Annotated in this window: 24 protein-coding genes and 2 pseudogenes; 8 read left to right on the top strand and 18 right to left on the bottom strand. The window is 63.8% G+C overall.

The window, feature by feature from the left end; genetic code table 11:
• The first annotated feature begins 111 nt into the window (after positions 1 to 111).
• The 3 genes from ACWEFB_RS21305 to ACWEFB_RS21295 all read left to right on the top strand — a co-directional run bounded on the left by ACWEFB_RS21305 (position 112) and on the right by ACWEFB_RS21295 (position 2,929).
• Entirely contained in the window at positions 112 to 900 is a 789-nt protein-coding gene (locus ACWEFB_RS21305; protein WP_452287801.1) for a hypothetical protein, read from the top strand.
• On the top strand, positions 833 to 1,489 hold the full coding sequence (locus ACWEFB_RS21300) for a hypothetical protein (protein WP_452287799.1): 657 nt from the start codon (positions 833 to 835) through the stop codon (positions 1,487 to 1,489). Before ACWEFB_RS21305 ends, ACWEFB_RS21300 begins: the two co-directional genes overlap by 68 nt.
• A 144-nt stretch (positions 1,490 to 1,633) precedes the next feature.
• Complete coding sequence (locus tag ACWEFB_RS21295) at positions 1,634 to 2,929, top strand: hypothetical protein (protein ID WP_452287797.1); 1,296 nt, start codon at positions 1,634 to 1,636, stop codon at positions 2,927 to 2,929.
• A gap of 464 nt (positions 2,930 to 3,393) precedes the next feature.
• Here ACWEFB_RS21295 and ACWEFB_RS21290 read toward each other — a convergent pair whose 3' ends face one another.
• The 3 genes from ACWEFB_RS21290 to ACWEFB_RS21280 all read right to left on the bottom strand — a co-directional run bounded on the left by ACWEFB_RS21290 (position 3,394) and on the right by ACWEFB_RS21280 (position 8,469).
• Positions 3,394 to 6,003, bottom strand: coding sequence for an NACHT domain-containing protein (locus ACWEFB_RS21290; protein ID WP_452287795.1), 2,610 nt, complete (start codon positions 6,001 to 6,003; stop codon positions 3,394 to 3,396).
• A 392-nt stretch (positions 6,004 to 6,395) separates the two neighbouring features.
• Positions 6,396 to 7,106, bottom strand: a complete 711-nt coding sequence (locus tag ACWEFB_RS21285) for a hypothetical protein (RefSeq protein ID WP_452287793.1) — start codon at positions 7,104 to 7,106, stop codon at positions 6,396 to 6,398.
• 364 nt (positions 7,107 to 7,470) lie between these two features.
• A complete protein-coding gene (locus ACWEFB_RS21280; RefSeq protein ID WP_452287791.1) occupies positions 7,471 to 8,469 on the bottom strand; it encodes a hypothetical protein in 999 nt (332 codons plus the stop codon).
• Positions 8,470 to 8,722: 253 nt separating this feature from the next.
• On the opposite strand from ACWEFB_RS21280, the gene ACWEFB_RS21275 reads away from it, so the two are divergent.
• Complete coding sequence (locus tag ACWEFB_RS21275; protein ID WP_452287789.1) at positions 8,723 to 8,911, top strand: hypothetical protein; 189 nt, start codon at positions 8,723 to 8,725, stop codon at positions 8,909 to 8,911.
• A gap of 631 nt (positions 8,912 to 9,542) precedes the next feature.
• On the opposite strand, the gene ACWEFB_RS21270 is transcribed toward ACWEFB_RS21275, so the two are convergent.
• The 3 genes and pseudogenes from ACWEFB_RS21270 to ACWEFB_RS21260 all read right to left on the bottom strand — a co-directional run.
• Positions 9,543 to 11,480 carry a hypothetical protein gene (locus ACWEFB_RS21270; protein WP_452287787.1) on the bottom strand — a complete coding sequence of 646 codons (1,938 nt, stop codon included), beginning with the start codon at positions 11,478 to 11,480 and terminating at the stop codon, positions 9,543 to 9,545.
• Positions 11,481 to 12,153: 673 nt separating this feature from the next.
• Positions 12,154 to 12,939: a hypothetical protein gene (locus ACWEFB_RS21265; RefSeq protein ID WP_452288034.1), complete on the bottom strand. Its 786-nt coding sequence runs from the start codon at positions 12,937 to 12,939 to the stop codon at positions 12,154 to 12,156.
• Positions 12,940 to 13,122: 183 nt separating this feature from the next.
• Positions 13,123 to 13,491, bottom strand: a pseudogene (locus ACWEFB_RS21260) (dsDNA nuclease domain-containing protein); the annotation flags it as partial.
• A 271-nt stretch (positions 13,492 to 13,762) separates the two neighbouring features.
• On the opposite strand from ACWEFB_RS21260, the gene ACWEFB_RS21255 reads away from it, so the two are divergent.
• Positions 13,763 to 13,954 (top strand): hypothetical protein, encoded by a 192-nt coding sequence (locus tag ACWEFB_RS21255; RefSeq protein WP_452287785.1) that lies wholly within the window; start codon positions 13,763 to 13,765, stop codon positions 13,952 to 13,954.
• A gap of 194 nt (positions 13,955 to 14,148) precedes the next feature.
• Here the strand turns inward: ACWEFB_RS21255 and ACWEFB_RS21250 are convergent, their stop codons facing one another.
• From ACWEFB_RS21250 to ACWEFB_RS21210, 9 genes are all read right to left on the bottom strand, one after another.
• Positions 14,149 to 15,138: an MFS transporter gene (locus ACWEFB_RS21250; protein WP_452287783.1), complete on the bottom strand. Its 990-nt coding sequence runs from the start codon at positions 15,136 to 15,138 to the stop codon at positions 14,149 to 14,151.
• A 719-nt stretch (positions 15,139 to 15,857) separates the two neighbouring features.
• Complete coding sequence (locus ACWEFB_RS21245; protein ID WP_452287782.1) at positions 15,858 to 16,715, bottom strand: hypothetical protein; 858 nt, start codon at positions 16,713 to 16,715, stop codon at positions 15,858 to 15,860.
• Positions 16,716 to 16,726: 11 nt separating this feature from the next.
• Positions 16,727 to 17,347: an HAD family hydrolase gene (locus ACWEFB_RS21240; RefSeq protein ID WP_452287780.1), complete on the bottom strand. Its 621-nt coding sequence runs from the start codon at positions 17,345 to 17,347 to the stop codon at positions 16,727 to 16,729.
• Positions 17,331 to 17,933, bottom strand: coding sequence for an AAA family ATPase (locus ACWEFB_RS21235; protein WP_452287778.1), 603 nt, complete (start codon positions 17,931 to 17,933; stop codon positions 17,331 to 17,333). The genes ACWEFB_RS21240 and ACWEFB_RS21235 overlap by 17 nt, the downstream gene beginning before the upstream one ends.
• A gap of 14 nt (positions 17,934 to 17,947) precedes the next feature.
• Positions 17,948 to 18,412 carry an HIT family protein gene (locus ACWEFB_RS21230; RefSeq protein ID WP_452287776.1) on the bottom strand — a complete coding sequence of 155 codons (465 nt, stop codon included), beginning with the start codon at positions 18,410 to 18,412 and terminating at the stop codon, positions 17,948 to 17,950.
• The gene (locus ACWEFB_RS21225; RefSeq protein WP_452287774.1) at positions 18,405 to 19,217 is read right to left on the bottom strand and encodes a hypothetical protein; all 813 of its coding nucleotides are present in this window, start codon (positions 19,215 to 19,217) and stop codon (positions 18,405 to 18,407) included. The genes ACWEFB_RS21230 and ACWEFB_RS21225 overlap by 8 nt, the downstream gene beginning before the upstream one ends.
• 246 nt (positions 19,218 to 19,463) lie before the next feature.
• Positions 19,464 to 19,661 (bottom strand): IS3 family transposase, encoded by a 198-nt coding sequence (locus ACWEFB_RS21220; protein WP_452288028.1) that lies wholly within the window; start codon positions 19,659 to 19,661, stop codon positions 19,464 to 19,466.
• A 27-nt stretch (positions 19,662 to 19,688) separates the two neighbouring features.
• Positions 19,689 to 19,916, bottom strand: coding sequence for a hypothetical protein (locus ACWEFB_RS21215; protein WP_452287772.1), 228 nt, complete (start codon positions 19,914 to 19,916; stop codon positions 19,689 to 19,691).
• A 793-nt stretch (positions 19,917 to 20,709) separates the two neighbouring features.
• Entirely contained in the window at positions 20,710 to 20,859 is a 150-nt protein-coding gene (locus ACWEFB_RS21210) for a transposase family protein (RefSeq protein ID WP_452288026.1), read from the bottom strand.
• Between the two features lie 443 nt (positions 20,860 to 21,302).
• Here ACWEFB_RS21210 and ACWEFB_RS21205 point away from each other — a divergent pair, with 443 nt between their 5' ends.
• The 3 genes and pseudogenes from ACWEFB_RS21205 to ACWEFB_RS21195 all read left to right on the top strand — a co-directional run bounded on the left by ACWEFB_RS21205 (position 21,303) and on the right by ACWEFB_RS21195 (position 24,124).
• Positions 21,303 to 22,451 carry a hypothetical protein gene (locus tag ACWEFB_RS21205; protein WP_452287770.1) on the top strand — a complete coding sequence of 383 codons (1,149 nt, stop codon included), beginning with the start codon at positions 21,303 to 21,305 and terminating at the stop codon, positions 22,449 to 22,451.
• Between the two features lie 340 nt (positions 22,452 to 22,791).
• Positions 22,792 to 23,187, top strand: a pseudogene (locus ACWEFB_RS21200) (phosphotransferase-like protein); the annotation flags it as partial.
• 220 nt (positions 23,188 to 23,407) lie between these two features.
• The gene (locus tag ACWEFB_RS21195; protein ID WP_452287768.1) at positions 23,408 to 24,124 is read left to right on the top strand and encodes a tyrosine-type recombinase/integrase; all 717 of its coding nucleotides are present in this window, start codon (positions 23,408 to 23,410) and stop codon (positions 24,122 to 24,124) included.
• Between the two features lie 76 nt (positions 24,125 to 24,200).
• On the opposite strand, the gene coaD is transcribed toward ACWEFB_RS21195, so the two are convergent.
• The 3 genes from coaD to ACWEFB_RS21180 form a co-directional block, all read right to left on the bottom strand.
• Positions 24,201 to 24,755, bottom strand: a complete 555-nt coding sequence (gene coaD, locus ACWEFB_RS21190; protein WP_452287766.1) for a pantetheine-phosphate adenylyltransferase — start codon at positions 24,753 to 24,755, stop codon at positions 24,201 to 24,203.
• Between the two features lie 118 nt (positions 24,756 to 24,873).
• Positions 24,874 to 25,221 (bottom strand): DUF952 domain-containing protein, encoded by a 348-nt coding sequence (locus ACWEFB_RS21185; RefSeq protein ID WP_452287764.1) that lies wholly within the window; start codon positions 25,219 to 25,221, stop codon positions 24,874 to 24,876.
• Positions 25,222 to 25,457: 236 nt separating this feature from the next.
• Positions 25,458 to 25,877, bottom strand: a complete 420-nt coding sequence (locus ACWEFB_RS21180; protein WP_452287762.1) for a barstar family protein — start codon at positions 25,875 to 25,877, stop codon at positions 25,458 to 25,460.
• Between the last annotated feature and the right edge of the window lie 128 nt (positions 25,878 to 26,005).

The raw sequence follows: 26,005 nt of genomic DNA, 5'->3' as shown, positions 1-26,005 counted from the left end.
GCTTCGGGCACGAACAGCGCGCCAGGTCACTAGCATGAACCGGCTGCCCTGGCCCAACGTAGCGGCAGCAATCGCAATGGGGAGGTCAGAAGGAGTATGTCTCGGTTTCCGGTGACGACATTCGACACACTGCGCCCGTGGGAAGGTGAGCAGAGCCGGGCTTTCGAGGAGCTGTCGTACCAGCTGCTCAAGAGGCAGGTGCCGGCCGGGACCGTGGCGATCCGCACGGGCAACCCGGACGGCGGGGTCGAGTGGTACGCGGTCGAGCCGGACGGCACGGAGCACGGCTGGCAGGCCAAGCACGTGCACGGTATCGAGGCGCTGTTGACGGCGATGACCGATTCGGTCAAGCGGGTCGCGAAGGAGCGCCCTGCGCTGCGCACGCTGACGTTCGTCATCTCGTGGAACCTGGGGACCAGCCGGCAGATCCGCAAGGGAACGCGGCTCAAGTCGCAGCGTGACAAGTTCAACGACAAGGTCGACGTCTGGAAGCAGACGATCCCGGGCGCAGACAGGATCACCTTCGAGCTGGTCCAGGGCAGCGACCTGCTTGACGAGCTGGCCAAGCCGGAGCACGAGGGCCGCCGTTGGTTCTGGTGGGGCGAAACTGTTCTCGGCCGCGACTGGCTGCGCGATCACCACACCGTGCAGACGGAGGCGGCCGGCGAGAAGTACCGACCGGATTTGCAGGTCGACCTGCCCATCCAGGAGGATCTGCTGGCGCTCGGTTTCGACGCCAGCGCGCGAGCGGCTGCAGCGGCTGGTCCACGAGGTCGGCGCGGGTGTCGCCGAGTCGCGGCGCTACCCGCCGGCCAAGCCCGACCCGTTGTATATGGCGGTGGTGCAGGCCGCGGACCGACTCGCCAACGCAGCCACCGCGTTCGACCTGCAGGCCGGTGATCCCGCAACCATTATCGAGCGGCTCGACACCCTGCTGAAGGAGGTGCAGCGGGCGGCCGAGCCACTCATCGAGCGGGACCGGGCCACCGTCGGGGACGGGCATCAGGTTCGGCACAGCACCGATTTCCGTGACCTCCTCAAAGCCGTCCGCGAGCTGTCGTGGTGGCTCGACTCCTCCCCCGGGCAAACCCTGCGCCGCCGGACCTACTTCCTTTCCGGCGTGGCTGGGTCCGGCAAGACGCACCTGCTCCTCGACGCGACCCGCCGCGCCCTCGTCGAGGTTGAGCCACGTCTCGCTGACTTCGAAGCTGAGGTAATCGACGTGGCGTACCACCTGAAGTCTCAGCACCAGCTCAACCCGGAACGGCTCTACCAGGATGCAAAGCGATACCTCGCCGTGCTACTCGGAGCCAAGCGGGGTTCTGCACCAGAGTCAAGACACACCAAGCCTCCGGCCTACGAAGCACGTTTTTCCACCGTGGTTGAAGGGCCGTCCCAGGCGCTACCCGAGCATGAGGCGTGGCTGCGTCGACAGGACGTGTTGGACCGCTGCTGCAGCCGGCTCCACGACAAGCTAGACGCCCTGTAGCCGGCTGATGTTCCCCAGCCCTCGGACAAGAGCATGGGTGAGTCAAGATCGAGATAGCTCACTGCCTGGGGTCAGCAACCCCGCACGCCCAGGGAGGGTGCAGGGCTCGGAAAATGCGGTGGCGAGGCAGGGGATGCTAGGGGCGTGAACGATGAGTGGCGGGACGTCGAAGCTGGCCGGCGACAACTGGACTGGGCGGTCGCGGTCGGCGACCCGGCAGAGGCGGAGTACCTGACGTCGACAGGCCGCCGGATCGCGAGCCAGGCGATCATGGACTTGGAGGCGTTCTTCGGCCCTGCCTGGCTGCACCGGGCAACACATCCCGCGCCAGGAATGACCGGACCGACGATGGGACCGTACTTCGCCTCGCTGCTGGGCGCGCCAGCGTTCGTCGCCGTAGTCGGCTTGTGGGCGCGCCTGCAGGTCCTGGTCGACGCCAAGGTCCAGGGCATCGGTCAGGTACGGAAGAACCTGCGTGCCAACCCGACGGCTGAGGAGTTTCGCCATCACATCGCCTTGGCACGGCTGGCGGTTCTTGCCATCCAGGCCGGTGCGCGGATCACGCTGGAGCCAGTGAAGCCGCAGGGCGGGCCGGGAGATCTGCGGGCGGTACGCGCCGACAGCGACGTGTTCATCGAGGTCAGGGCGCTGGGCCCAGACCAGGCGTTCCGCGCCTACAACCAGCGGGTCAGGGATGCCACCACGCACCTTCGGGTGCTGGCAGGCCGCCACGGCGTGCACTGGGACGGCGACCTACCTCCCGAAGCCACCCTGCAGTGGAAGGAGACTGTGGCCTTGGCTGCCGCTGAGGCAGCGGCGACCGGAGTCCCCGTCGAGGTCACCGTCGACGAATTGACGCTGACCGCTCAACCGGATCCGGCGCCGGCCGGCGCTCGAATCGCCGGGCCGATGTGGGAGGCTGACCAAGGCCCCCGGCTGCTGCAAGCGCTCATGGGAAAGGCCGTCAAAACCCAATCCGCCGGCGCGGCCTGGCTGTGGCTGGAAGACGCGGGCGCCGTGTGGCCGCTCACGCCCTTTGCCCGCGACCCACTACCTCAGAAGATCGATGTACTTCGCCAAGCGCTCGATCCGCTATTCGACGCCCACCCGCACGTACTCGGCGTCGTGCTGACCTCCGGCGAGATGCGCCTCAACGGGCTTGACGCCACCGAGGCCCACCACCGTGGTGCGGCCTTCCGCCGCACCACGCCCGGTTCTCTGGCTCGGGAGAGCATCGTCGTGCACCGCCGGCTCAACGTGCCCGGACAGTACGCCCTGATCACCGAACTGTGCACCGAGGAACCGGCCTGGCTCGATCGCGCGCTAGCCCGCCTCGGCATCCCCGGCGGAGTCACGGCCCTGACAACCCCGCCAGCGCGCCACGTGCCGACGGGCGCGCAAAAGCACCGCAGCGGCCTGTACCTGCCCACACGCAGCTAATCACCGGCACCATTTGCCAGAGTCGCCCGGTGGAGTGCGGCGTGGATCTCGTTGCGCTGCACGAGCCTCTCGGAAGCCCAGGTGAGAGAACATACCTGTGGCCCTCGGTGACGCGTGTGAGCGTCTTAGCCTGCCCATGTTGCCGGATAGCGTACGAAGTACCAGCGTCTCCCGCGAGCTTCGCGGCCCTGCCTAACACGAACGGGGCTGTGGAAGATGACCCACAGCAAGGGTTCGCATCCCGGAATGTCTGACGCCGACGAGACCCGTTTCAGGATGCAGGTCATCACCGCCACGGCGCGCCTCCTTCTCCATCGCTTCCCATGAGTTGGCGTTGCAGCGATCCAGGAATCAACGCGCGCAGCTGGTCACGCTCGAACGATTCCGACACGTACTGCCACGCAACGAGGCGCAACCTGAGCCATCTCCGGCCGGTCGGATCGGTCCCAGTGCGGTGCCAAGAACTATTTCACGGGGTGCGATTTGAGCGGAGGGTCCGCAACGTCCCGAACCACTTGACGGGACATAGCAGCGTCATAGGGTCGTCGGCCCCACACGGTCAATGCGACAGACCCCGTCACCCTCAGCACCTGCCACAGACGCTGGCGGTCCTCCAGATCGAGCTGGCTCTCCCACAGCAGGGCCTGGGCCCGCCACCGTACGACGACCGGCTCCCCCACCAACTCGGCCGCGTCTACCGGCACGTCCGACAGCAGGACGGCGAAGCAGACGAGATTCGCGGAATACGTGGCGTGCCGGGCGGCCACCGGCTTGCGGCGCGGCTCATACCCGGCAAGCGACCATGTCGGGTGTAGGAAGCCGGCATCGGCCAGCAGTTCGATCACCAGTTGCCGGCACCGTCGCCGCTGGTTCAGGTCGAGCCGGTCGATGAACCCACGAGAGAACTCCCACAGCGGCGCACGACGCGCGACGGTGATGAACGACGTGACGGCGTACAGGAAGCCGGCGTCGAGCACCGCTCCAGGTCGGAGACGCTGGTGGACTCGGTCCTCGACCAGGTCCGTGAGCGCGTTGACGAGCTGGCGGGCCGCAAGGAACTCGCCGAACGTGGCGTGCAGGAACTCGAAGCTTCGCTCCGAAGCGCCCGTGCCCCGGCTCGCTTGTGATTGGTGGATGAAGAAGAATCGACCGACGAGCAGCTGCCCTACCGTGAGCCCTCGGCGCATGGAGTCGGACGGCGCGCACCCTAGATCGCTCGGCGTGAGTAGGTGCACGATGTCGTTCTCTAGGTCCGTCTCGGAGATCACGTCGCCGCCCCGGTTCAGCATGGCGATGGCTACGGCGCACAGCCGTCGCCATTCCGCGTCGATTTCCAGCTGTCGCTGCTCGGCGCTGCGGCCCTCGTCGTGCTTGTCGACCTCCCGGGCGACGAAGTCGGCGAACAGTCGCTCGTAGAGGTCGACTCGGCCGATGCCGCCGCCTGCGGTCTGCAGCGCGTTATCGCCCAGGTCGTAGAGGGCGAGCAGCAGCAGGAGCAGCGGTTGCCTTGACAGCTCGCCGTACTGGGCGACGGTCGCGACCGGCAGGGTGCGCAGGCCGCGCTGTCGCAGGCTCGCCTGGTTGACGTCGTTCCACACGTCGAGCCACGTGGCGACCTGTCTGTCGTCGAAAGGCTCTAGCCGGACGACGACCGTGCCGTGCGGGAAGCGGGCGCGGTCGGCAACGACCGTCCGGCTCGTCACCAAGATTGCGACCGGGCGTCGGAGTTCGGCCTCTCGCTGCTGAAACTCCCGGAGCTGTTCCAGGTAGTCGGCGCGGTTGACGCCGGTGACCTGTAGCAGTTCGTCGAACCCGTCCATGATGACCACCGGCAGCGCCGGACCGGCTCGCCGGACCAGATCTGGCCAGGTCACGGCCTCGCCGAGCATCTCGTAGAGGGTCCGTTCGATCTGTTGCTGGACGGACGAGTCCGCGTGGACCTTCCGCAGCTCTACCCGGATCGTCAGAAAGTCGCTCTCGGGCAGCTCGGCGGCGAGCATCTGGGTCAACACGGACTTGCCCGACCCGGGCTGACCGAGCACCACCGCCGGCTGCTCTACCGCCGCCTGCCCGGTCAGGTGACCAAACAGGAAATTGGGGACGTCCGATACGGGCGGTCTGTCCCGCCACCAGGCTTCGATAACGGGCAGATCGGTCGGCCCAGCGACCGCGACGCGGCCCTTCGGCTTGACGTAAGACTGCTTTAGGGTCGGCAGCGTGGCGTGGGGCGGAGCGTCGGACGAACTGAGGACGGGCCGCGTTAGCCGAGCTCGATGCCGTACGCCGAGCCCCTCCCTGACGCTGTCGACCGCTGCGTGCCCGGCGTCGCGCAGCTCGCCCAGTTCCGACCGCAGGCCGGCGACCGCGTCGGCCAGCACCGCCCGAGTAGCCTGTCCCTCGACCATGCCCGACCACACCCCGAACTCCGGCGCTTGGAGCGCGAGCGCGCGATACGCCTCTGCGTACCGGTCGACCGCGATGCCAGGCAACCGCTTACGCATCAGCCGGGCCGCATCGTCGAGGGGCTCCGGCTCGAACGCGCTGAGCCCGGCAAGGAACGCGTGCAGCCGACCCGCCACCGCTCGGTAGTGCTCCTCCAGCGCCTTCAGCGCTTCTTCGAACGGCAGGTGCGGTGCGGGCATCGGCGGCGGTCTTTCGACCAGCGAGGCCACCATTTCGGCGTACTGCTGCGCCGCAGGTCCCTTCGTCGCTAAGGCGACCTGCTCGTCCGCGGTTAGCTCCGCTCGACTCAGATTCAGCTCAGGTATCTCGGTCATGACCTCGTCGAGCGCCTCGTAGAACGACGTCACGACGATGACGGAGTGCGCGGCGACCAGCAGCTGTGTCCGGTCGAAGCGCCCCAGCCCGTGCGTCCGCTCCCGGATCCGGCCGACCGCCGCGTTGCCCCATTTGACGAGCTCGTCGCGCAACGCGAACAGGTCCACGGCACCGATGGTCGTGACCGTGACCGCCGCTGCGGCGACTCCGGCCAGCCGATTGAGCCAGCCCACCGCATCCGCGTCGCCGCCGAGTAGTCGTACCGCGTCGACGAAGGCCAGTTTCCGGGACGCCACACGCCGGAAGGTACCCGATCAGTCACGGACGGCCAAGTCCTAATGCCGGCGCCTGCGGCGAACCGCCCAGGATGTCGGGAGAGAAGCTGACCTCGCCTGCCTGTTCTGGCTCTCCTTGCCTGTGACCACCAGTTCTAGCTCGGCATGAGGGGTCGAGGCCCGCTCTACCGGTTTACAGTCGGCATAGTTGGCGTCTGGTCAGTCAGCCGCTCCTGGTGCTGCCCGACTTCGACTCTGGTCATAACGGCACCGGCGACGACGGTTTATTGTCATGACCGCCATCTTGAACCAGCGCACGACGAACCGAAGGTCGGTCAGCCGGTCGGACGGGTATAGCCCCGATCGGCTGACCAGCACAGAGTCATGTCGGCGAGTACTGCCCCTTCACTGGATCACTCGTCATCTGCAGAGGGCGGGATCGGAGCATCGAAGATGTCGACGACGAATTCTGACGTCGCGCCGTTAGTCATCTCGGTTTCGCCGCCGCCCCGGATGAGGGTGTGCAGGCGGACGTAGCGGCCGTCATCGCTCGCCGTCATCGCGATGGTTACGGCCTTGACGACCGACTCACCCGGGCTTTCCTGGCTCGTCCAGGTGCGCAGCACCGGTATGCCGTCCGGGAGAGGCCAAGTTCGCGGCTCGGCGCTGCCAGGAACGAACACCTCGTCGGAGCGGAGTTCTACCTCCCAGCCTACGTTGCCGGTGCCGCTGAGCTCGTTGGTGGCGCGGATGCCCAATCCAACCGTGTACGCGGCTTCGAGGTACTGGATGAACTGGTCGTCTGCACCGTCGAAGTAGCTGAGGCGGATGTTGTCGACCGGCCCGTAGTTGGTGAAGGCTCCTAGCTCGAACACGCAGCGCTCGCGCACGAAGTTCTGTACGGCGATGCGTACCGCGTCCGGTAGCCGGTCGAGGACCACGTGGAGAGGTTTCTCCGCACGGTCGGCAAGGTAGATGTTGAGCGCCGAGACGAGGTCATCGGTCACCGCTGCGTCGGCGGCTCCGAGGGTGGTGACCGCCTCAAGGTGGTCGTCGGTCGCTCGGATGAGCGCGAAGATTCGGCTCTTGCTGGGGCTCCTGTGCGCCAGGAACTGGTACACCATGTCGCTTTCCCATCTGTCCGGCGCAGCGCGACGCGATCCGCTGCACAGCTGCGTGACGCTGTGTGAGTAGTCAGTGGTAGGCATGTCATCCGGGTTACCGGCCCGGTCGCATCCGCCTGGAGGCACGTCGGCCCCGGTACTGCCGGGGCCGCATAGCGGTATCGAGCCTAGCACCAGCGCCTAGACAGACCAGAGCAGCGCGTGGCCGACGGTCAGTTCGGGGGCGCCTGCCCTACGACGCTGTGCGGCAGCCGCACCAGCATTTTCAGCGGTCAGCTTGGCCGCACCAGCCGCTTCGCATTTCACCACCTGTGGGTGCGCGCCAGGGCGATCTTCCCGGGAGCGCGGCCATCACCGGCTGCGGTCAAGCTTTCCTGAGGGCGGCGATGACCGTCTTCAGAGCCGGCCGGTCCAGACCGTGCTGGAGCGTGCGGAACCGCAGCGGCTGCAGATACTGACCCCCGCCGGGCCGGTGCAAGATCTTGCCGTCCGGGCGACGGTTCGGATCAGCCAGCCGTTCAACCAGCCCGTACGCGGCCAACTGCCGGTGGCTTTCGTATACGTCGCGACCGATGCCGTACCACGCTGCACGGTTGGGCTCGGTGACGAACACGCCCCGCTTCGACGACTCCGGGTACCTGGCCTCCAGATCCCGAAACATCAGGTAGGTCACGATCTCGGCTGCCGAAAGGACATGGACCCAGCCATTGAGAAAAAACACGTCTGGCAACTGCATCGCCTCCGCCTTACCTGCCTTCGCAGCTAAGGCCCGGTAGGGATCCGGGTTACCTCCGAGTTCGTCCACGGTCGGGATGACGTACAGGTGCTGCCTCCACAGACCTTCGGAACTTCCCGATTCGTCGAGTAGCTGGAACTCCTCGAACCGGCCCGCTGTTCCCTTCCGGCCGTTCAACTTGACCAAGTTGTGGTCGGCGAGCAGCGTGAGCGCACGTTTCGTCTGGCGCATCATCCCTGCTGCCTGGTCGGCGGTAGCCGTCGTCGCGGGCAGCAGGTCCACCCAGCCGGGCTTCCGGCCGGTGGCGCGAAGCGGCCGTATGTTGCGGATCGCGCCTCCCGGTGGGCGGCGGCTCTGGGCATCAAACAGCGCGATGAGGTAGAGGTGCAGCGCCCAACCCTTCTGGGTGACCAGCAACGCTGCCGGTGACGGCTCCGGGCTGGTGGGTGCACCGAGCTGGGCACGCTGACGTCGGATGAGGTTACGACGGATCACGAACCGTTTCCGCCACCGCTCCCCCTCGGCGTACACCTGATCGAGCGCCCGGCCAGCCGCCTCGTACTGATCGGCATACCGCTGGAGCGCATCCGCCCGGCGACGCCTGCGGTGATCGTCGCGTTCACCCACTCGCCGCCCCCATGCTCGCCACCCCAGAAAGATAGGCGTGACCGATCAGCCCGCACAAGAAGTCACATGGGGTAGTTCGCTACCAGGGAGACGGCTGGGGACCACGAACGACGAGGTAGATGGCCATGCCGATTTCGCCCGAGTGCGGGCTGATCGGTCACTCACTGACCTAACCAGCGTCGAGCTGACATGTGACATTTGCTGCACTGCGGCAGCACGGTGCCGCGCCAGACTTATTGAGGAGAGCTTCAAGGTGGACTCGTACGCGCTGATCAGCCTGTGGATCGTCACCGTCCTAATCGGGGCGTTCATCGCCGGCTCAGTGGCTGGGCTGCTGTCCTGGCTTGATGACGGTCGCGTGCCCCGCGCGCTACTCGTCGGCGGCTCGGCAGCCGGAGGAGCAATCGCCCTCGCGGTGGCCGCGGCGGCGCTGTTCACCTGACCGGTGCCCGGCGCGTGCCATGCAATGAGTGGACTTGCAAGCAATCGTCGGCTCGGCGCACTCCCCGGCAGGGACCGGATGTGGGTCCGGCTGAGGTCATTCGTCGGTCAGCATCAGCCGGTGCCGGGCGATACGGTCGGTCACGAGGATCGGGCGAAGCAGGTGCTGCGCGCGTCGGGGAACAGTTCGGGAGCAAGGCCGAGTGCCCCGGAGGAGTACGTCTACTGCCAGATATGCCTCAGGGCGGCACTGAGATAGTTCTTCCCTCCAGGGGCGTCCGCCTCTTCTCCACCCGGCTGGCCGTCCCGCGTAGACCGCGCCCCGCGTTGGTCGCGGTGCTTCTGTACTACGACCCTCTGGGTGTCAGGGTCGGGTGAGGTCAGCAGTAAGACTGGGTCCCGTACGCCGACACCGGAGTTCTAGGGCAGGGTGAGTCCGGCGGCACGGCGTCCAGGTCGTTGCGCAGACCGCGGGTGAGTGCAGGAACGGATCACCCGGCCAGGCCGACGAAGACATCACGGTCAGTCAGAGGATGGGTCAGACCGCCGGCTGGCCCACTCCCACATCATCACTGTCAGAGGGCAGGCCTCCGGCCAAGATCGTGCAGCTCAAACCCGGACCCGCACAGGTATCACCGAGCTCGCAGTGAATCGACGGTGTCTAACGCCCCGGATCTGGCCGCCTCCTCGCCTGGATGAACAACGTGCGGCAGCAGTGGACGCTCGTAGTCGAAGTGCAGCGATTTTGTCCAATCAGCCCGCTCCGGGAAGTCGTTATCGGCAATAATGAACTGGACGTCATCCCGATAAGCATCAACTAGAGTACGGATACGGTCGTAAATTCGATACCCCATGGCCTTGTCGTTCGGATTAACACCAAGATTTTTTCTCGGTGTGTCAAAAATAATCAGTTGAGGCAGCAAGGTATCACGCTGCGAAAGCGCATGCCCAAGGAGCGTCAAATGGTACGCCACAGTAACAATCGTCTTCGTCCCGCCAGCAACAGCAAGTGATTCAAATCGCTCGCCGTTAACCAAGGGCAAATAGCTCTTATCGTCAATGGACGCAGAGGTAGCCCAAGGAACCTGAAGCGCTTCTACGGTCTGATCGAATAGCTCGCTAAGGTCTTGCAGTACAGACCGGCGTGTTTTCAGCCGGGCCTTCGAACGCACAAGCCGCTCTTCGAGTTGTTGTCGCTCAGATTGAAGCTCCTTCACCCGGGAGTCTAATGATCGGAGCTCGTCCCAAAATTTCAGGATGTTCTGGGTATGAGTCAACTCGGCAAGGGCTTGGCCCCGCCGACCACTAAGGAGTTCCACCTCACTGAAACGCGGCGTTACTGCTTGAGCGGTGACTACGTCGAGTTCATCCTTGAGCCGGCCGAGTATCTGATCAGCGTGTAGAGATACGGCGCTCGCCCTTCGAGCATCCCTTTCGGCCCGAGAGAGTAGCTCTTCAAGTTCAAAAATCTGTTCGTCATTATCACCGAGTGGTGAATCGAAATCCATACCGGCGAGGGGATCCGGCTGAAGACATAGCGTACATATATTGGCAGGCGCACGTCCCTCATCAAGGTGCTGCGTGCAACGTGGACATACCACGAATTCGAGCGGGGAAAGGCGACGGCTCGCCGTGCGGGCCTTATCCTCCCGCGCCAGGTTGACACGCGACTGCGCAAGCATGTGTTGCCTCCGCGCAACCTCGGAGTCCGCCGATTGACATGCTTCCGCCAGCTTTTGTGCTTCCTCCTCTGCCCGAAGCACCTGCATGCGAAGATCCTGATGGGCGTGGGTGGTCGCAGCAATCTCTTCACGCAGGCGAGAAAGCCCTCGGGTCGCTTCCTCGGCCTGTTCGCCCAGAACCAACTGCCGCTCGCGTAGGGTAGATTCATCATGATCAGTTGCGGTTTCGAGAAATGTTCTAACCGCCGCAGCACGCCCCTCAGCGGCCTTCAACGCATCGCGGACCTGCCCCAGCGTTGTTTCGATAGTCAGCTGTTCGGGGTCCAGAAGACCAAACATCAGTTCAAACACAGCCCTCCTCTTGGGTTCACGAAAGACCTCCGTGTGATGAACGATACTTCGATCGATTTCTTGCTGCTCGACGTAGATGTAACTGAAGACATCATTAAAGGTGAGCGGCACTGATGCGGACGTTGCTTGGGTCCGGGCACGCGGCATAGCGACGATCGGGATGCCAAGCAGTCTCAGTAAGGTCTCACTGACGTTTGCTCGGTCGGCGGTTGAACGAATGGGCACCTGCTCGACGAGGCTGCCATCTCGCGGATCACGAAATTCAACCGAGGTTGCTGTCATACCACCCAGTCCTCTCGTCAAATCCATCGGGGTACCATTCAACACCACTCGCGCACGAACGCTGCTGACCTCGCTTCGTACGACAGGTGTCAAAACCGCATTTCCCCCCAACGCATGTTTGATCAGTTCCAGCAAGCTGCTCTTGCCAGTCCCAACTGGTCCGTCCAGCACGCTGCATGGTCTAGCAAACGAAAACGAATAATCGCCAGCCCCGGTGGTCAGCTCAACGTCGTTAATGCGGAAGCGAACGCTCATCATATCTCCGTACGATGTGGCCGATCGACTACATCAGGTAGGCGCTCATATATTAGATTCTTGAGATAGTTGCCATTTGACCGGGCGAATGCCTTCCGAAGTACACGGCAACGAGCTGCTGTTCGATGCCATGCAGGATCGAGAGCAAGAATTTCAGCCACTGCTCGGCCACCTTCTGTCGGCCGGAGTGTTACATTGCCCAGCTTACCTGGAACATATTCAACCAAACCACGGCCAACAAGTGCGCCAATGATCCCGTAGTAGCGATCATCCCACGGTCCATATTTGTAGCGGACCATGCGCGATTCTACCGCTTTTCTCTCGTCCGGCGTAGGTCTTGTGCCCTCATCCAGAACTAGCCGATCAATCCCCATATCTGCGAGTTGTTCGAGGAAAACTGGATAGCGGAGCAGGAAATCAAGCTTCGCAAGCTTAGTTAGTCCATCCAGTGACCCACGTTGTCCAGCGATAGAAGTTATCAGAAGAAGAACTCGCGCCTGATGGTACTCAGCCTCACGCCTTTCTCGGAGCATAGACTCCCGCCGCCGCCGCATTAGCCGCTCACCAACCGAAGATGTTGGCTGCCGCCCGCCGTCACGGGCCGCGCCGATCTGCCTTTGCGCAGCCTCCTGAAGCGCAGCGTGAGTCGCCTCTTCCTGAATATCAGGGACGCTCACAGGGCCGGCTCCAGTCCCCGTGAGGACTGAGCCGCCACCTGACCCGCCTCCCTCAATGCTTGTTCGACGTCGAATTCATCACTAAACCAGATCTCACACTCTGCGGAAAGGTTGAGCGCCAGCCCAAAGAGATGCTCAGGAGCAAGGGATAGGTTCGGCGCCGGCACGACGTCGCCGTTCCGCAGCCTCTCACGCAATTGCTCATACATACGATCCCCCCACTCGGGGCCTGATTTGGCAACCGCCGCCTCAATATCACCAGCAATCTCTAGAATCTGCGCCTCAAGATCTTGGCGCGCTGCCTCATCGCCTGGAAGATCTCCTCGCGATTCTTCCCATTGGGCAAGCCATGCTTCCCTCAACCGCAAGGCACCCTGGATTCGCGTGCTGCGTACACCGCCTGCGGCGAGCTTCACACGTAGCCGCTCGTGGCCGGACGTGGTCCAGCGCCTGAGCAAAGGGCGGCTTGCTGGCGTCGGCAGCGCCTCTAAAATATCGACGCGCCGTATGGTTCTCGCCTCAACGAGCGCGGCCTGGATGGCGCGGGCGCTGCCGAATCCAGGATCCGTTAGCCATAAGGCGTACTTTCCGCGCAGTGCGTCCGCCTTATTGCGATTCGCAATCAGCGTGACGACTCCGTCATAGCCGTTGCCACACCCGCCCAGATCATGCCCTAGACTCTCCAGCGCCGGGCGCATCACATTCTCTACGTGCTGGGTGCGAATGTAGCTTCGGGCTGGCAGGTCAGGGCATACCCTTAAGACCCGCATGAATTTCTCCACGCGTACAAGAAACTCTGCGGGAGGTGGTTGGCGCTGATCCCTGCGCCGAGGCGGCTTGGGAGTCTCAGGAATGCCATAGAAGCTTCGTCTGCGCCGAGCCGCCAGCAGAGCCAAGGCTAACTCGTCCCGAGACTTAGCCACCTCTTCCTCGAAAGGCATTCCGTCAGCTGCCTGCATGCATGACTTTTGCAGCTCTAGAGCCTCTCCCGCTCCCGGTCTCAACCCCGCGTTGGTAACCAATCGAACTCTCGCAGCCTTTAGCTCCGTCCACCTCGAAAAGAGGTGGGCCAACCCTCCCGATAGACATAAATCGGAAAGGTTCCAAGGCCCTTGAGATCCGTCACGATGCTTGCAGCTCACCAGCTCGATATCGTCGCCGCCACGGTCCACAACGTAGTCCTCATGGATCTCGCAAACTACGCGCTCGATGGTCGAGTCTGCGTAAAGCATCGCAATACAGTCTGCGGCGGTGCAATGATGCTGCCAACCGAAACGATCCTGAGTATTCGCACCGCTATCCTCCGCTGGGACTGTCTCGAATACTCCACTCACAGGAGCGCGTCCCCAACGCTTGAATCGATAGCGGCCGCTCCATTCAATGGGCCCATCCACTCGCCGCAGAAACTTGAGACCGAGGCACGCCAGTATCGATCATGCGGCTGTCGACCAAGGAGGCTCGGACCCATCAGGGCTGACATCCCTGCAACTTAGCTCACGTACTGCAGTGGGCATAGTGGACGATGGTTATCAGGTATGCGACCGTTGGAGGGCAAGCGAACTACTGCATCGTCCTGTATGGGGGCCGAATCTACAAGGACGCAATATGGCAAAGCGACCTTGTCTGGCACAGCCAGTCCTGCCCGTCGACCAGGTGCAGCACACCGACGAGAACGCGCTGGTCGCCGCCACGCTGGCAGTGTCGCTTCTGCGGGAGGTGCAGCACTCCTTGGACGTTGACAAGAAACCGGACGACCAGGACGAACCGGTCGACACTGCGGTGACCGACCAGTCCTGAACCGACTATGCAGGGCGGTACGGCCCAAGCCGAACAGGCAGCTGCCACGCGTCACCGGCGTTGCTGGGCGTGACCTAACCGGGGCGGTGCTCCGAGTGCGCATCAACGAGGCCTTCGCCCCCTATAGCCCCAGCCTCTGCTACCCAATCAATTCGAAACCCGCCCGAAGTTGAGGCCGCAGCATGGGGTGATGGTCATTCCGTGTTGCCGAGGGTGCTCTCGGTTCGACCGCGCACCTTTGCCGCAAACGCCGGCACCGGGACCGGCTTCCTCGCCCCGGTGAGGATGCCGGCGACCGCGACAAGGCAGGTTCCGCTGATGGCCGCGAGGACAGCGCTGTAGCCGCCATTGACGGAAAGCAGTATGGCGGCGCCGAGTGGCGCTCCCGCTTTGGCAAGGGTGACGGGCATGGCGAGGGTGCCGGCGATGGTGGCGTAGGCGGCGGTTCCGTAGCGGTCGGCGAGCAGTGCCGGTGCGGCGAGGCTGGCAATACCGAACCCAAGGCCGAACGCGGTCACGCCGGCCACCGCGCCTGGTGCGCTGTCGGCGATGGTCGGCAGGCAGAGGGCGGCGACAGCTTGGATGATGAAGATGGCCGCGACGATGGTGGTGATGCGGACGTGGCGTTGTGCTCCGGTCAGGAGCAGACGTCCGGTGACGGACAGGGCGCCGAGCAGCCCGGCAACGGCGGCGGCGAAGGTCGCCGGGTGCCCTTCCCGGATCAGGAAGCCGACGAGGTGCACAGTCATCGCGCTCATCGCGGCGCTGTGCGCGACGAAAGCGACCGCGAGGCACCAGAACCGGCGGTCGGTCAGCGCCGCCCTCACTGCCGCGCCGCGGATGGCTGAGACAGTGTGCGGCGTGGCGGAAGGTTCGTGCGGTGGTCTGCGCACAATGAAGGCGTGCAGCGGCACCGTGATCAGCCCGTGAATGGTGGCGAGGATGAGTAACGCGGTGCGCCACCCGTAGCGGTCCACGAGTTGCCCGGTCAGGGGTAGGAAGATGGAGCTGGCGAAGCCGGCGACGACGGTTATTGCGAGCAGGGCCTTCGCTCGCTGGTCGGGGTCGACCCAGGAGATGATGACGGCGAACGCCGGTTCGTAGAGCACCATCGCCGCGGTGAGTCCGATGCCGATGAGTACGGCGTAGAGCTGCGCGACGGTCCGTACTTGGGACCAGGCCATGACGAGCGTGGTCGCGACCAGTGACCCAGTGGTCATAAGCGCTCGGCGCCGTGTCGGTCCAGCCAGCGGCCGACCGGTACCGCCATGACCGCTCCGACGAGGATGGAGGCGGTGAACGCCCCGGTGACCGCGGTGGTTGAGGTGTGCAGGGGGCCCTCTCCACCGACCGAAGCGCGTCGGCCACGTCGGCCGAGTGGGCCTCCACTATGACCTGATTCAGGTTGCTGAACCGCACGACCAAAGCCCGATGGCTGTCGGACTGCACGGCGCTGGCTCCAGCACTCAACTCTCGAAAGGCGAGAAACGCGTCGCGATCCATCGTCGCGAGCAGAGCCATCAGCGGGTTCAGGCGGGCGAGGTCGCGGCCGGCTGACCACAGGCCGGCGGCCGCCGAGCGATGGTCGTCGCGGTTGAGCGCCCGCCGAGAGTCTTTTGCGGCGCCGACCATGGTGCTGAAAACGATCTCGAACGCCTGCACGATGCGGAGGAAGGTGTACTCGTCGTGATATCGAGAAAGAGGTAAAGCCGCCACCGGCCCACCGCTGCATGGTTCGGTCGCGAACTCGCTCAGCACCTCGGTGAGAACTCGAGTGCGACGTTGTGCGCCCAGCGGCGAGGGCGGATGAAGCAGATCGGAACCGCCGTTGGCGTGCTCGAAGCGCAGCAGATCTGAGACGAGCGAGGCCAGAAGGGCTTGTCGGGCGGGGGCTGCATAGAGATCAGGAATCCCGATGTACTGGGAATATCGCATTGCTCGCTCCCTGTCCCGGCTCGGAATGATGAACCGTCAGATTGATCGTCCCGTCGGCGCAAGAAAAGTCAAGGAGCCGGCGTCCATCCGGGCAGCGACGGGCAAGCGTAGCTGCCGAGTCGATCACGTACGTGGCGCCCTCATGGACGACCAATGGGGGAGGAAAGGGGGGCGTTTGTGCCCGTAGCAGCAGATGGGCGTCCGCAACCGTCATGCCGGGCGCGAGAAGGCAGTCGGCACTCGTTCGATGCGGCCAGGTTCGCGCCGCCGCCTCGTCCTGAAGCGATTCCATGGAATCGGAAAGAATCTCGTACAGGCGCTCTCCCACGACCTGATGCTCAGCCGACATGCGCAAGAAGAGCGAGGTCGCGTCCTCATTGCGACGGAGAGAAACCGGATGCGCGTGCAGAATCGGCCCTGCATCAAAGGTCTCACTCAAGGCGAAGAGGGTGAGTTCCGTACACGGCTCACGCGCGGCGATCGTCCAGGAAATAGGCGACCTTCCGCGACCACCTGGCAGGCGGCGTGGGTGCAGGCCCAGAAATTTGATCCCGGTCGCCGGACGCCGGATCCGGAAGGGCCAGCCTGCCACCAGCACGTAGTCGACGTCACCCGGATCCAGAGTGGCCAGGCTGCTGTCGGCGGTGACGTGCGCGGGGATTTCGAACGCTTCCGCGAATCCGACTACCCCTGTAGCGCCGACGTGGCCGCTACGCTCCGCCCCCTCCATACCGACGAGCAGTTCCAGGCAGAGGTCACCGTTCAGCCGGGCCTCCGACGCCAAGATCCCTTCGGCCAGCCGGAGCCCGACCGTCCGGGCCGTCACGACTGCGACTCTCACGGAGCGGGCCTGACCGCGCGACAGGTCATCGAGTGACCGATCTCGAAGTGATACGAGAAGAGTCCATGGACGGCCGCGTCCAGGGCGTATTGCAGATTGTCGTCGATCAACACGAGGTCGGACATCGGCACTCCGGCAACTTCTGCGCAGGCCTGAAAGAAGGCGGTCGAGGGCTTTCTCGCGCCGACAGTAGCCGCGTCGATAAGCTCGAATCCTCGAAGTTCCTCTTGTGCCCGGTACCACTCGGCGCCTATCCGGCGACTAATGCCATTGCTGACCGCCAGTACCTTGGCACCGCCCTGAGTGATGGTCAGCGCCTCTCTCACGACGGCATGCCGGACCGGGTCCGCAGCGCGGGTGTAGATGTCTTTGATGGGATCGGTCAGAGCCCTAACCTTCGCCGACCACCTTTCCCAGTACTCGTGCTCACTCAGCCTCAAGGACTGATAAAGGATCCAGTCCTTGTCGCGACCTTCGGAAAAGGGGCCGGTTATCTCACCCAGATCCGTCGCTGCGCCAGGATGTTCCTGGATGAGCTCCCACCCACTCGCGAGCAGCACACCGCCCACGTCCAGAAGCAGAACCTGGGGTGACTGGATCTCAGGCAGCAAGGCCATCGGCGCACCTCACCCAATTCATGATTTCTGATGCCACTTCGGCCACCGGGACGGTGGTGTCGACCACCACGACCCGGCACGGAAGGGAGTCACGCCTGGCGTAGGCGTCGGCGAAGACGCCCCGATAGGACGCGTTCTCGTTGGTTGGATGCCACCACTGGCGAGCGCCGCGGGCGGAAAGTCGTCGCCTCCGCATGTCCTCGGGGCACTCAAGGATCACCATTGCGCAGTCACCGATTTTGCCCATTGCCAGGTCAAGGAGCGACTGGTTCGTCGGCCCGCTTATCAAGGGGGCGGCCGCGGCGTAAGCCGACAACGGGGACCTTTCCAAGATGACCGTTTCGACACCGACACCAGTCGACCGATACGTGTCCGCTGCAAGCAACGCCCACGACCAAAGGTTCATGACCCGGTCCAGGGTCGTGTTCGGGCCATGCTGAAAGACCATCCGTCGGAAGTGCGCCTCTACCGCCGCCGAGGCGGATAGATCGAAGAACCGGCCCGTGGTCTCACCCGGCTCCACCCTCCGCGACAACTCGTTGAGGGTGGTGGATTTGCCGCTTCCCGGCATCCCTTCGATGAACACTACCCGTGGCACACTCACGGTGGAGGCCCGGGCAGATAGCGTGCGATCCGCCGCGCCTCGTCCTGCATGCGCGGGAGGTCCAACCGCTTTCGCGGTCCGTCGTCGAGTGGCTGCCCGATGCCGAGCTCACTGGTCCAGGAACTGCCGTCGGGTAGATCTTTGTCCTTGCGGGGCAGAACGTGGAAGTGCAAGTGTCCGATCGACTGCCCGGCGGCATGGCCTGACTGCAGCGCGAGGTCATAGCCTTGGGCGCCGTATGCTGGCAGCATTGCCGCCACCAAGCTGCTCAGCATCATGAAGAACTCACGCTGCTCCGTATCGGACAACTCTGCGGCGTCCTCGACGTGTCGGATCGGGATGAGGAGGCTATGACCGGGGACCACGGGCGACGAGTTGTATATAGCATGCCACTCGTCACCGCGAAAGATGACTGCCAACCCACCGGCAGCTTCACAGAACGGACAGTCCTCATTACTCATGCTCGGTTCGCGCCTCGTCGGGAATCGGTAGCGGGGTCGCCTCATTCCAGCACGCGTTGAAATCATCGACGAAGACGGCGTGCCAGGGCTCGTCCCATGACGAAATCACGATGTTGGGCCGTCCTCCTCCAGTCCGGCTGTGCTCCAGGTAGATTTTCACCTGAAGGATGCTCGGCGAGCCGGCGGCAAGCGTGCCACCCTTGTCCAGGCAATCGGTCCAGATAAGACCGTAAGTGGGTGGCCGGCCAGTGAGCCGGGTCTGCACCTGATGCCGGAACTGCCGCCCGAAGTCGGCCAGATATCGCAAACCCGTTCGAAGGTTGTCGGTCAGCTCGGCGGACGGCTCGGCATAAATCTTGAGCAGGCCGGCGCTCGACGGATCGAGTACGAGGACACGCATCATTCCACCGCGCTGCAGAAAACGCCGTATCTCCACCGCGTTGCGGCTGAGTATGTTCACGGCTGTCCGAGCCGATATCGTCAGGCGGTCCGCCCTTTCCAGCAGCCGGCCGAATTCGAGATCGGCGTACTGCTCCCAGCGGTACAGACCGGCTGGCAGCCCGGGCTCCGTAGCTGCCGGCTCCGTCATCCGTGGCGTCCCGGCTGGCTCCGGGCGGTCGCGTCCGACGATGTGAACGATCTGGAGTACCAACAGGGCGCAACCGATGGCGATGCTGATGCCGAGCCCGATCAGGACATTCGCAGCGTTGCCGGAGGTCAGGAAGCCGGCCAAGATGAGACTGACCGACAGCGCCCCGGTCACGGCCGCGCCGAGGATCAGAAGCCAATCGATGCGCCGCATCATCTGCGGCCACAGCTTGAGCGCATGACATTGCCGATCTGAACGAGGGGCGGTCGAACCTCAAGATACAACCGGACCCTCATGATGGCGAGGCTCCGGCGGACTTGCTTGCACGGTCCCTTGACATGCTTTCGGCCATCCCTTCGACTTAAGCTCCTAATACGATCTTGGTCGGGCTTGTTGATCAGTCGGTGCCAGCAGATGAGGACGCAGGCGAGACTGAGTTCCCCCGGTTTGATGGACCGGTGGTTACCTGCTTCCGGTCGGGGCAGGGGTGAGGCTATCTGGCTGGGTCTGGGTATGCCAGATGGTCTCGTATTCGTCGGGGCTGAGGTAGCCGAGCTCGCGTGGGATGCGACGGGTGTTGTACCACGCGTCGATGTATTCAAAGATTGCGTTCTGGGCCTCGTCGCGGCTCCGCCAGCTGGTGCGGTAGACCAGTTCGATCTTCAGTGTGGACTAAAAAGTTCTCCATCAACGCGATGTCGGTGGCCAGCACCTCGGCGCCCAGGCCGGCCGGCCAGACCGCGACGCTGTCGCGCCCGCACCGACCTCGAGGCAACTCGTGCCAGGCAGGTCGATCAGGTCGCCGATGAACTGCCGGGTCTGCGCGTTCGGCAACCGCCCGAGGGCGTCGTGGTGGTCGTTGGCCTGGTCACTGGCGTCGTCGAAGGCATATCGCTGCTCTGTCGAACGGGTCATGGCGCCTCTCAGGTGGTACGGCACAGGCGGGGGCATTGTGGCCCGTCATGTTCAGTTGTTCCGTCCACTGTCCAAACGCGTCGCGCCAGGTATCGCATCCGGCGATGATCGCAGACTCACCCACTGTCGCCGTGCACGGATCTGCCGCTGGTCGTGCGCGCAGGCAGACGACAAGCCGTCACGCTCGGTGTTCGGTGCCCCGAGGCGCCGACGTCCGGAACTGTCGATGACAGTGCGTCTTGCCTCACGTACGTTGGCCCCATGGGGATCTATTGGACCTTGGGATGCGATGCCAACGATCCCAGCGGCTCGCTGCCTTCTGGGCGTTTGCCCTCGGATATGTCAAGGAGCCCGGTTTCGACGAGCCCGACAACGCGTCCGTCGTGGACCCGGATGGCAGGGGCCCGCGCAAAGTACCGAGGGGAAACGTGACGAACCAGGAACCGGTTTCCACCGGCACTGATGCCCGCCGATCGGGTTCGGGACGGGAAGATGGAGCCGCCGGTGGGCGCCGGACGAGCCTGGTCGCCGGCCATCGCGAACTGGTCGTCACCGAGGTGGCAATGGCCGACGTCGGGGCCAACGGGTTTGCATGAGCACAGGGTCATCTGACTGCGCTTGAAGATCGGCTGGACCTGCGATGCTGCCCCGATGGTCGTTGACCAGTTCTGGGAGCTTGTGGACCTGGCCCGCTCCGAGGCGCTCACGACTGAACGCCGGTTGGACCTGGAGGCGGTCGCCGCAGCGCTGCAGAACCGCCTGCAAGAGCTGCCGCTTGAGCAGACCCGCGCCCCTAACACTGCCAGGACGTCCAGGCCCGCGGCCTGCCCGCATTCGGCGATCTCGGCGAAGGTTTCTCTCCGGCCGCGACCGCACACGCCGCGATCGCCAGGACCGCTACGAGCGGGTGGCGTATCCCGCGTGGGTCACGCGGGTCAGGCACCGTAGCCAGGAACTTCCGTAGGTTCGGGGTATAGCCGGCGGTGGCGTCGCCGGTGGCCTGGGCCAAGGCATCGGGCAGGGCAGTGATCGTGGCAGACTGTGCGGGCAACGGAAGCTCCGGACGATATTTGATCTAGACACTCGACCATTTACCGGACTTCCGTTACGCGCGAGACACCGCCACGCCGCGTGGATCAAAACGTGACGTTGATCATCATCGGCCTAGGGTCGCCGCCGGCCAGAACTCGACCTTGCAATCGCCCTGGCCCCAGTGCCTCGATGGCGACGACACGATCACGAACAGAAGGATCGATGCCCGAACTCGAGTAGTAAATCACAGAACTCACGATGGATTTGCCGGGAAGTTCAGCGAGGCAGCCCGGCAAAATTGACTTGCTTGCTCTCCTGAAATCAACTATGGCTGGGTACAGGAGGTGGTTAATAATGGATGCTTTCGAAGCCTTGTTCGGCACCACAGAAGTAGATCGTCTCGCCACGGCAATCGCGGCGGAGTTGGCTAACAGAAATCGCTTTGCCTATATCGATTACCCGGAGCTCGTCTCGGAATCGCCTTCATCTGATCGCTTGGTTACCGACTGCAACGCACTCCATGCTGAGATTTTGCCGATACTATCCAGGTTCGGCTCCCTTCAGGAGCTTTCCGCTACTTCAAATCTGCCAGAGTGGCTTTCATCTGCATTATTCTTTGGTGAACGCGATGACGGCAGCTTCGATCTAGATGTGGTGGTCCGGCACATAGGTGCAGGACTCGTACAGCAACGAGCGCCTGGTATCGATAACCACATCGACAATCTGTACGACGCCACATTGATCAAAACACTCGGGCTCAAGGTGGTAGACGAGGAAAATCTGCTGGTTAACCTGTCGGATGACGACCGGCTTGAGCTACGCAATCACGGCATAGTCCTTGATGGGCATACGCTTATCTACCCTCACCAGTTCCTCCGAAGGTTCTATGGCTCCAACTTCGTTGGGATACCTAGCCTGCTTGCTGAGGCCAAGGCGGCCGGCGCGAGTGTCAGCATCAGAATCGATCCACTTAGGAAGACGACAGTCGATCACTATCGGGACATTTTCGAGCATGATTACTGGTATGGCCGACCGTTCTCCGAAGGTCTATTGAAGAGTAAGCATCTCACCGCACGAACTGCGCATCGCAGCAAGTGCAAAATCTGTCTGAGCGATCACTGCGAGATCTTCACCATATTCAGAACCGACATGATGGACGGGGATCTGAGGCAATTTAAAGTCGAAGAATTTTGTTCTCTCAACGAAAGGCACGGTGTCGGTGAGAGATACTGCGTCGAAAGGTTCGGGCACGTGGTTTTTGATCAGGTCAAGGGCAGCTTCTCCCATCTTGACGGCGCTGTGAGGGTGTTTCAAGCAGAGGAGTACATCGAGTATCTCGATGCCGTCGAGTCCGGGCGTGACGTTGATGAGAAGATTGGCCAGCGCCACAAGCTATTCCTGGTTGAAGGCACGCTTGACCGGCGGCTCGTTCAGGAATTGCTGACCGAGTGGTTTAGGTATAATCCGGACATTGGCGAGTATTTTGGTGAATTGAGCCAATAGGTACGACGCCTTCAGTTAGGGCAGTGTTTACGTCTCCAGCGGGGGAAGGGAGAGGCGGTGGCCATCGGTGCAGTCGAACGCCATATACAGAGCGCGGATGAGGAGCACGCGCCGCTGGACGGTGACGGCTTTCTCGACATCGGTGCGGCCACCGGCATCACGTCGGCCAGGGACCTCGCCGGGCGGCCGGGGAGCTTTGTCCTGCTCGCTCCCGGTGGCGTCGGAAAGTCCGATGTACTGCCGGGTAGGCGGCGGGTGAGACACCCGCCGCCTACCCGGCACTCGACGATTTGCGGCGGCGGGAGGACGGCTTCGAGGCCGACCTCGTCGGGCTCCGAGGTTTCACCGAGCGGTGGCTGCGCTCGCCTCCGCAGAAAACGACATCATTATGGACTATCCGCTGAGCGAGCAGTGGCGTATGAACGACCTGCTCGATGTATCGGAGGGATACGACGTGACGCTCGTCGAGGTTCGCTGCTCTCAGGAGGAACTCGACCGGCGCGAGCGAAGTCGTGGAGATCGGCCCATCGGTCTGGCCCGTTCCCAGACCACGGTCTACGCGCACGGCGAGTTCGACATCGCCGTAGACACCACAAGCACCGGTCCTGATGCCTGTGCAACCGCGATCGCAGAGGCACTCGGCGTGGTCCCGTCGCCGAAGGCGTTCGATCGGCTCCCCGTCGTGACATCTGACTGTCCGCTCATGCCGCCTGGCGGGTGTTGGCACTGCCTTTGAGCGTGACGCACCGTGAGGTATGACTACCTCTCCCGCTTCCGGTCCCGGTACCGTCTCTCCTGATCGCCGCGTTCTCCGCGCGGCGGTGGCCGCCTACCTCGGTCGGTACCGAGGTGACACACGGTCGCATACCGACTCCGACCTAGGCGTGTTCCTGACCTGGTGCGTTAACCAAGACCTGGATCCACTGTCGGCCGCGCGCGTCGACATTGAGCGGTACGTGCGCTGGCTTCAAGACGTACGGCGGTTCCAGCCCTCGACCGTGTCCCGCCGCCTGTCGGTGGTGATCGGTTTCTACCGGGTCTGCGTCATCGACGACATCCTCCCGCACTCACCCGCCGACTACGTCCGCAGACCGGTGGTCCCACCCGAATCACCCACCCTCGGGCTCGGTCACCTCCAGTTCGAAGCACTGATCACCACCTCACGACAATCCGACAACCCGAACGACTTCGCGTTGGTCGCCATGCTCGGCCTGCTCGGGCTCCGAATCTTCGAAGCCTGCGGCTCGAACATCAGCGACCTCGGCGAGGAACACGGCCACCGCGTCCTACGGGTACGCGGCAAGGGCGGCAAGGTAGTCCTCGTCCCACTCCCACCCGCGGTGGCGAGGGCCGTCGACCGCGCGGTCGACGGCCACCTCGACGGTCCGATCCTGCGCAACACCCTCGGCACCAGGATGGACCGCCACGCCGCGACCCGCCGACTCAAACACCTCGCCGCCCACGCCGGGATCCGGATGCCGAGGATGCACCCCCACATGCTGCGCCACACCTTCGTCACCACCATGCTCGACGCCGGCGTCAGCCTCCGCGACGTACAGATCGCCGCCCGCCACGCCGACCCCCGCACCACCATGCGCTACGACCGCGCCCGCAAGAACCTCGACCGCCACCCCAATTACATCCTCGCCGCCTACATGGCCTCCGGAACCTAGCGACCGCGCGAGCGGGTCTGCCGAGAACAGTGCTTTTCATCTCGAAGGCGTTACCAGCGATCCGCGACCCCTGGGATCACCCTTTAGCGTTCAGGGAGGGACGGGTCGACTGTGCCGAGCGGTATGCGCGTGCGACCGTAGACGAAGTGGCGGCCAGTTGCGGACGGGACGGCAACCAGACGGTCTGAACGCCGAGTTTCTCGTTCATCGCAGCGAGCTGGTACTCGTGACGATGGTCCGCAGCCGTACGTAGGCCGCGGACGATGACTGTGGCGCCGCGGTGCAGGCAGTAGGCGGCGGTCAAACCGGTCCAGGTGTCCACCTCAACATTGCCCCAGGCTGCCGGCATGGCGTCGCGCACGCGTGCGGCCCTGGTCGTGGCCTCGGCGGTTGGTCGCTTGTCGGCGTTCACCGCCAGCAACACGATGATCTGGTCGAACATCACCCGGGCACGGGCCACCAGGTCCCGGTGCCCCGAGTGAAACGGATCGAACGTACCGGGATAGACCACCAACGAACCTGGTGTCGGCACCACTCCACGATCCGACGTAGCCGTCACCGCAACTCCAACCACATGGTCACGATTATCCCAGCCGTACATGTGCTGACCCGACATCGGGCCTTTCGTCACAGGCGACATCCTGATCTGCCGTTGATCGTGGGCGCAGGCAGACGATGAGCCGTCACGCTTGGTGTTCGGCGCCCAGGGGCGCCGGCACCCTGAACTGTCGAGATGAGTGCACTGTTCGTCAGGCGGACGGGTCCGCAGCGCACAGGCACTTCTCCACCGCTGCCGCACCCGGGACCCGGTGTACCGCGACAACGGCGCCGAGCGTCAGGTCCTCGTACAGGTGCGGGTACGGTCCGCCGTTGGGCATCATCTCCCATCGCAGCCGATCCCCGAACGCGCTCGCATCGACCTCCACGAGAACCAGCAGTGCCTCCTCCGCGAACCGTCGCTCAGCGGTGCCGGCCACCTGTTCACGGGTGGAGAGATGGATGTATCCGCTGGCACGGTCGAACGGCGAGCCGTCGAAGCGCCCAGACCCTTGGAGGGTGGCCCACTCGGCCGGCAGAAGAATCTTGTACACGGACACAGCCGAATCCTTGCACAATGCGGCGCGCACGATCCGCTGCCACAGGTGGATGCACTCCGCCCGCCAGTTTTCAGCGACGCTGCATGCTGCCGGACGCACCGCGACCGAGGCATCCGCTCATGCCGCGGTTCGCGCGTCGCTGGAGGTCGTGGCCGGCGGAGGCGTGGACCTGGTGAGCGGATGCAGCTCGGGTCGGGCGGCAACGGTCAGGGGGTCCGTTTATCCACCCAAACGGGTTAGAGCAACTCGAGGATGATGCCGTCCTCGGATTCGCTGCCGCCTGGGCCGTGGTCGTGGATGATCTCTACGATCATGTCAAACAGCGTCTGCCCTTGGCCACGCTGCGCGTTCCTGACCCTGGCCTCGATGTTCGTGCGGTGCGATGGGTGGCAGGTGAGGAGGATCTGCTCCAGCCATCGGACCGTCGCGTCATAACCGAGCGCGACCCGGGACGAGTCAGAGTTGACCCACCTGAACACCCATGCGGTCTCGGGGGTGCCGAAGCCTCCGCGGAGGATGTCGTTGAAGGCATCGAGGCTTCCGTTCCAGGTGCCGTGACAAAGCAGCTGCGAGAACTCGCGTACAAAGCCGGCGAAGTCGACGAACGAGGCTCCGTCGATGACGAGCACGGGAAGGGCATCGCTCTGGTTGGTCACGATGCAAGTATGAGCGCGACCCACAGCGTCCGGATCTGGCACCCCTCTGTGTCAAGAGGCGGTGAGTAGTGGTGTTCTAGGCTGGTGACTGGCGGGTCCGGGAAGTGACTGTTCCGAAGTGTCGATCA

Source organism: Micromonospora sp. NPDC004704 (assembly GCF_053601675.1).
The sequence above is the reverse complement of the archived record's forward strand: the minus strand, read 5'-3'. Positions and strand labels throughout refer to the sequence as shown.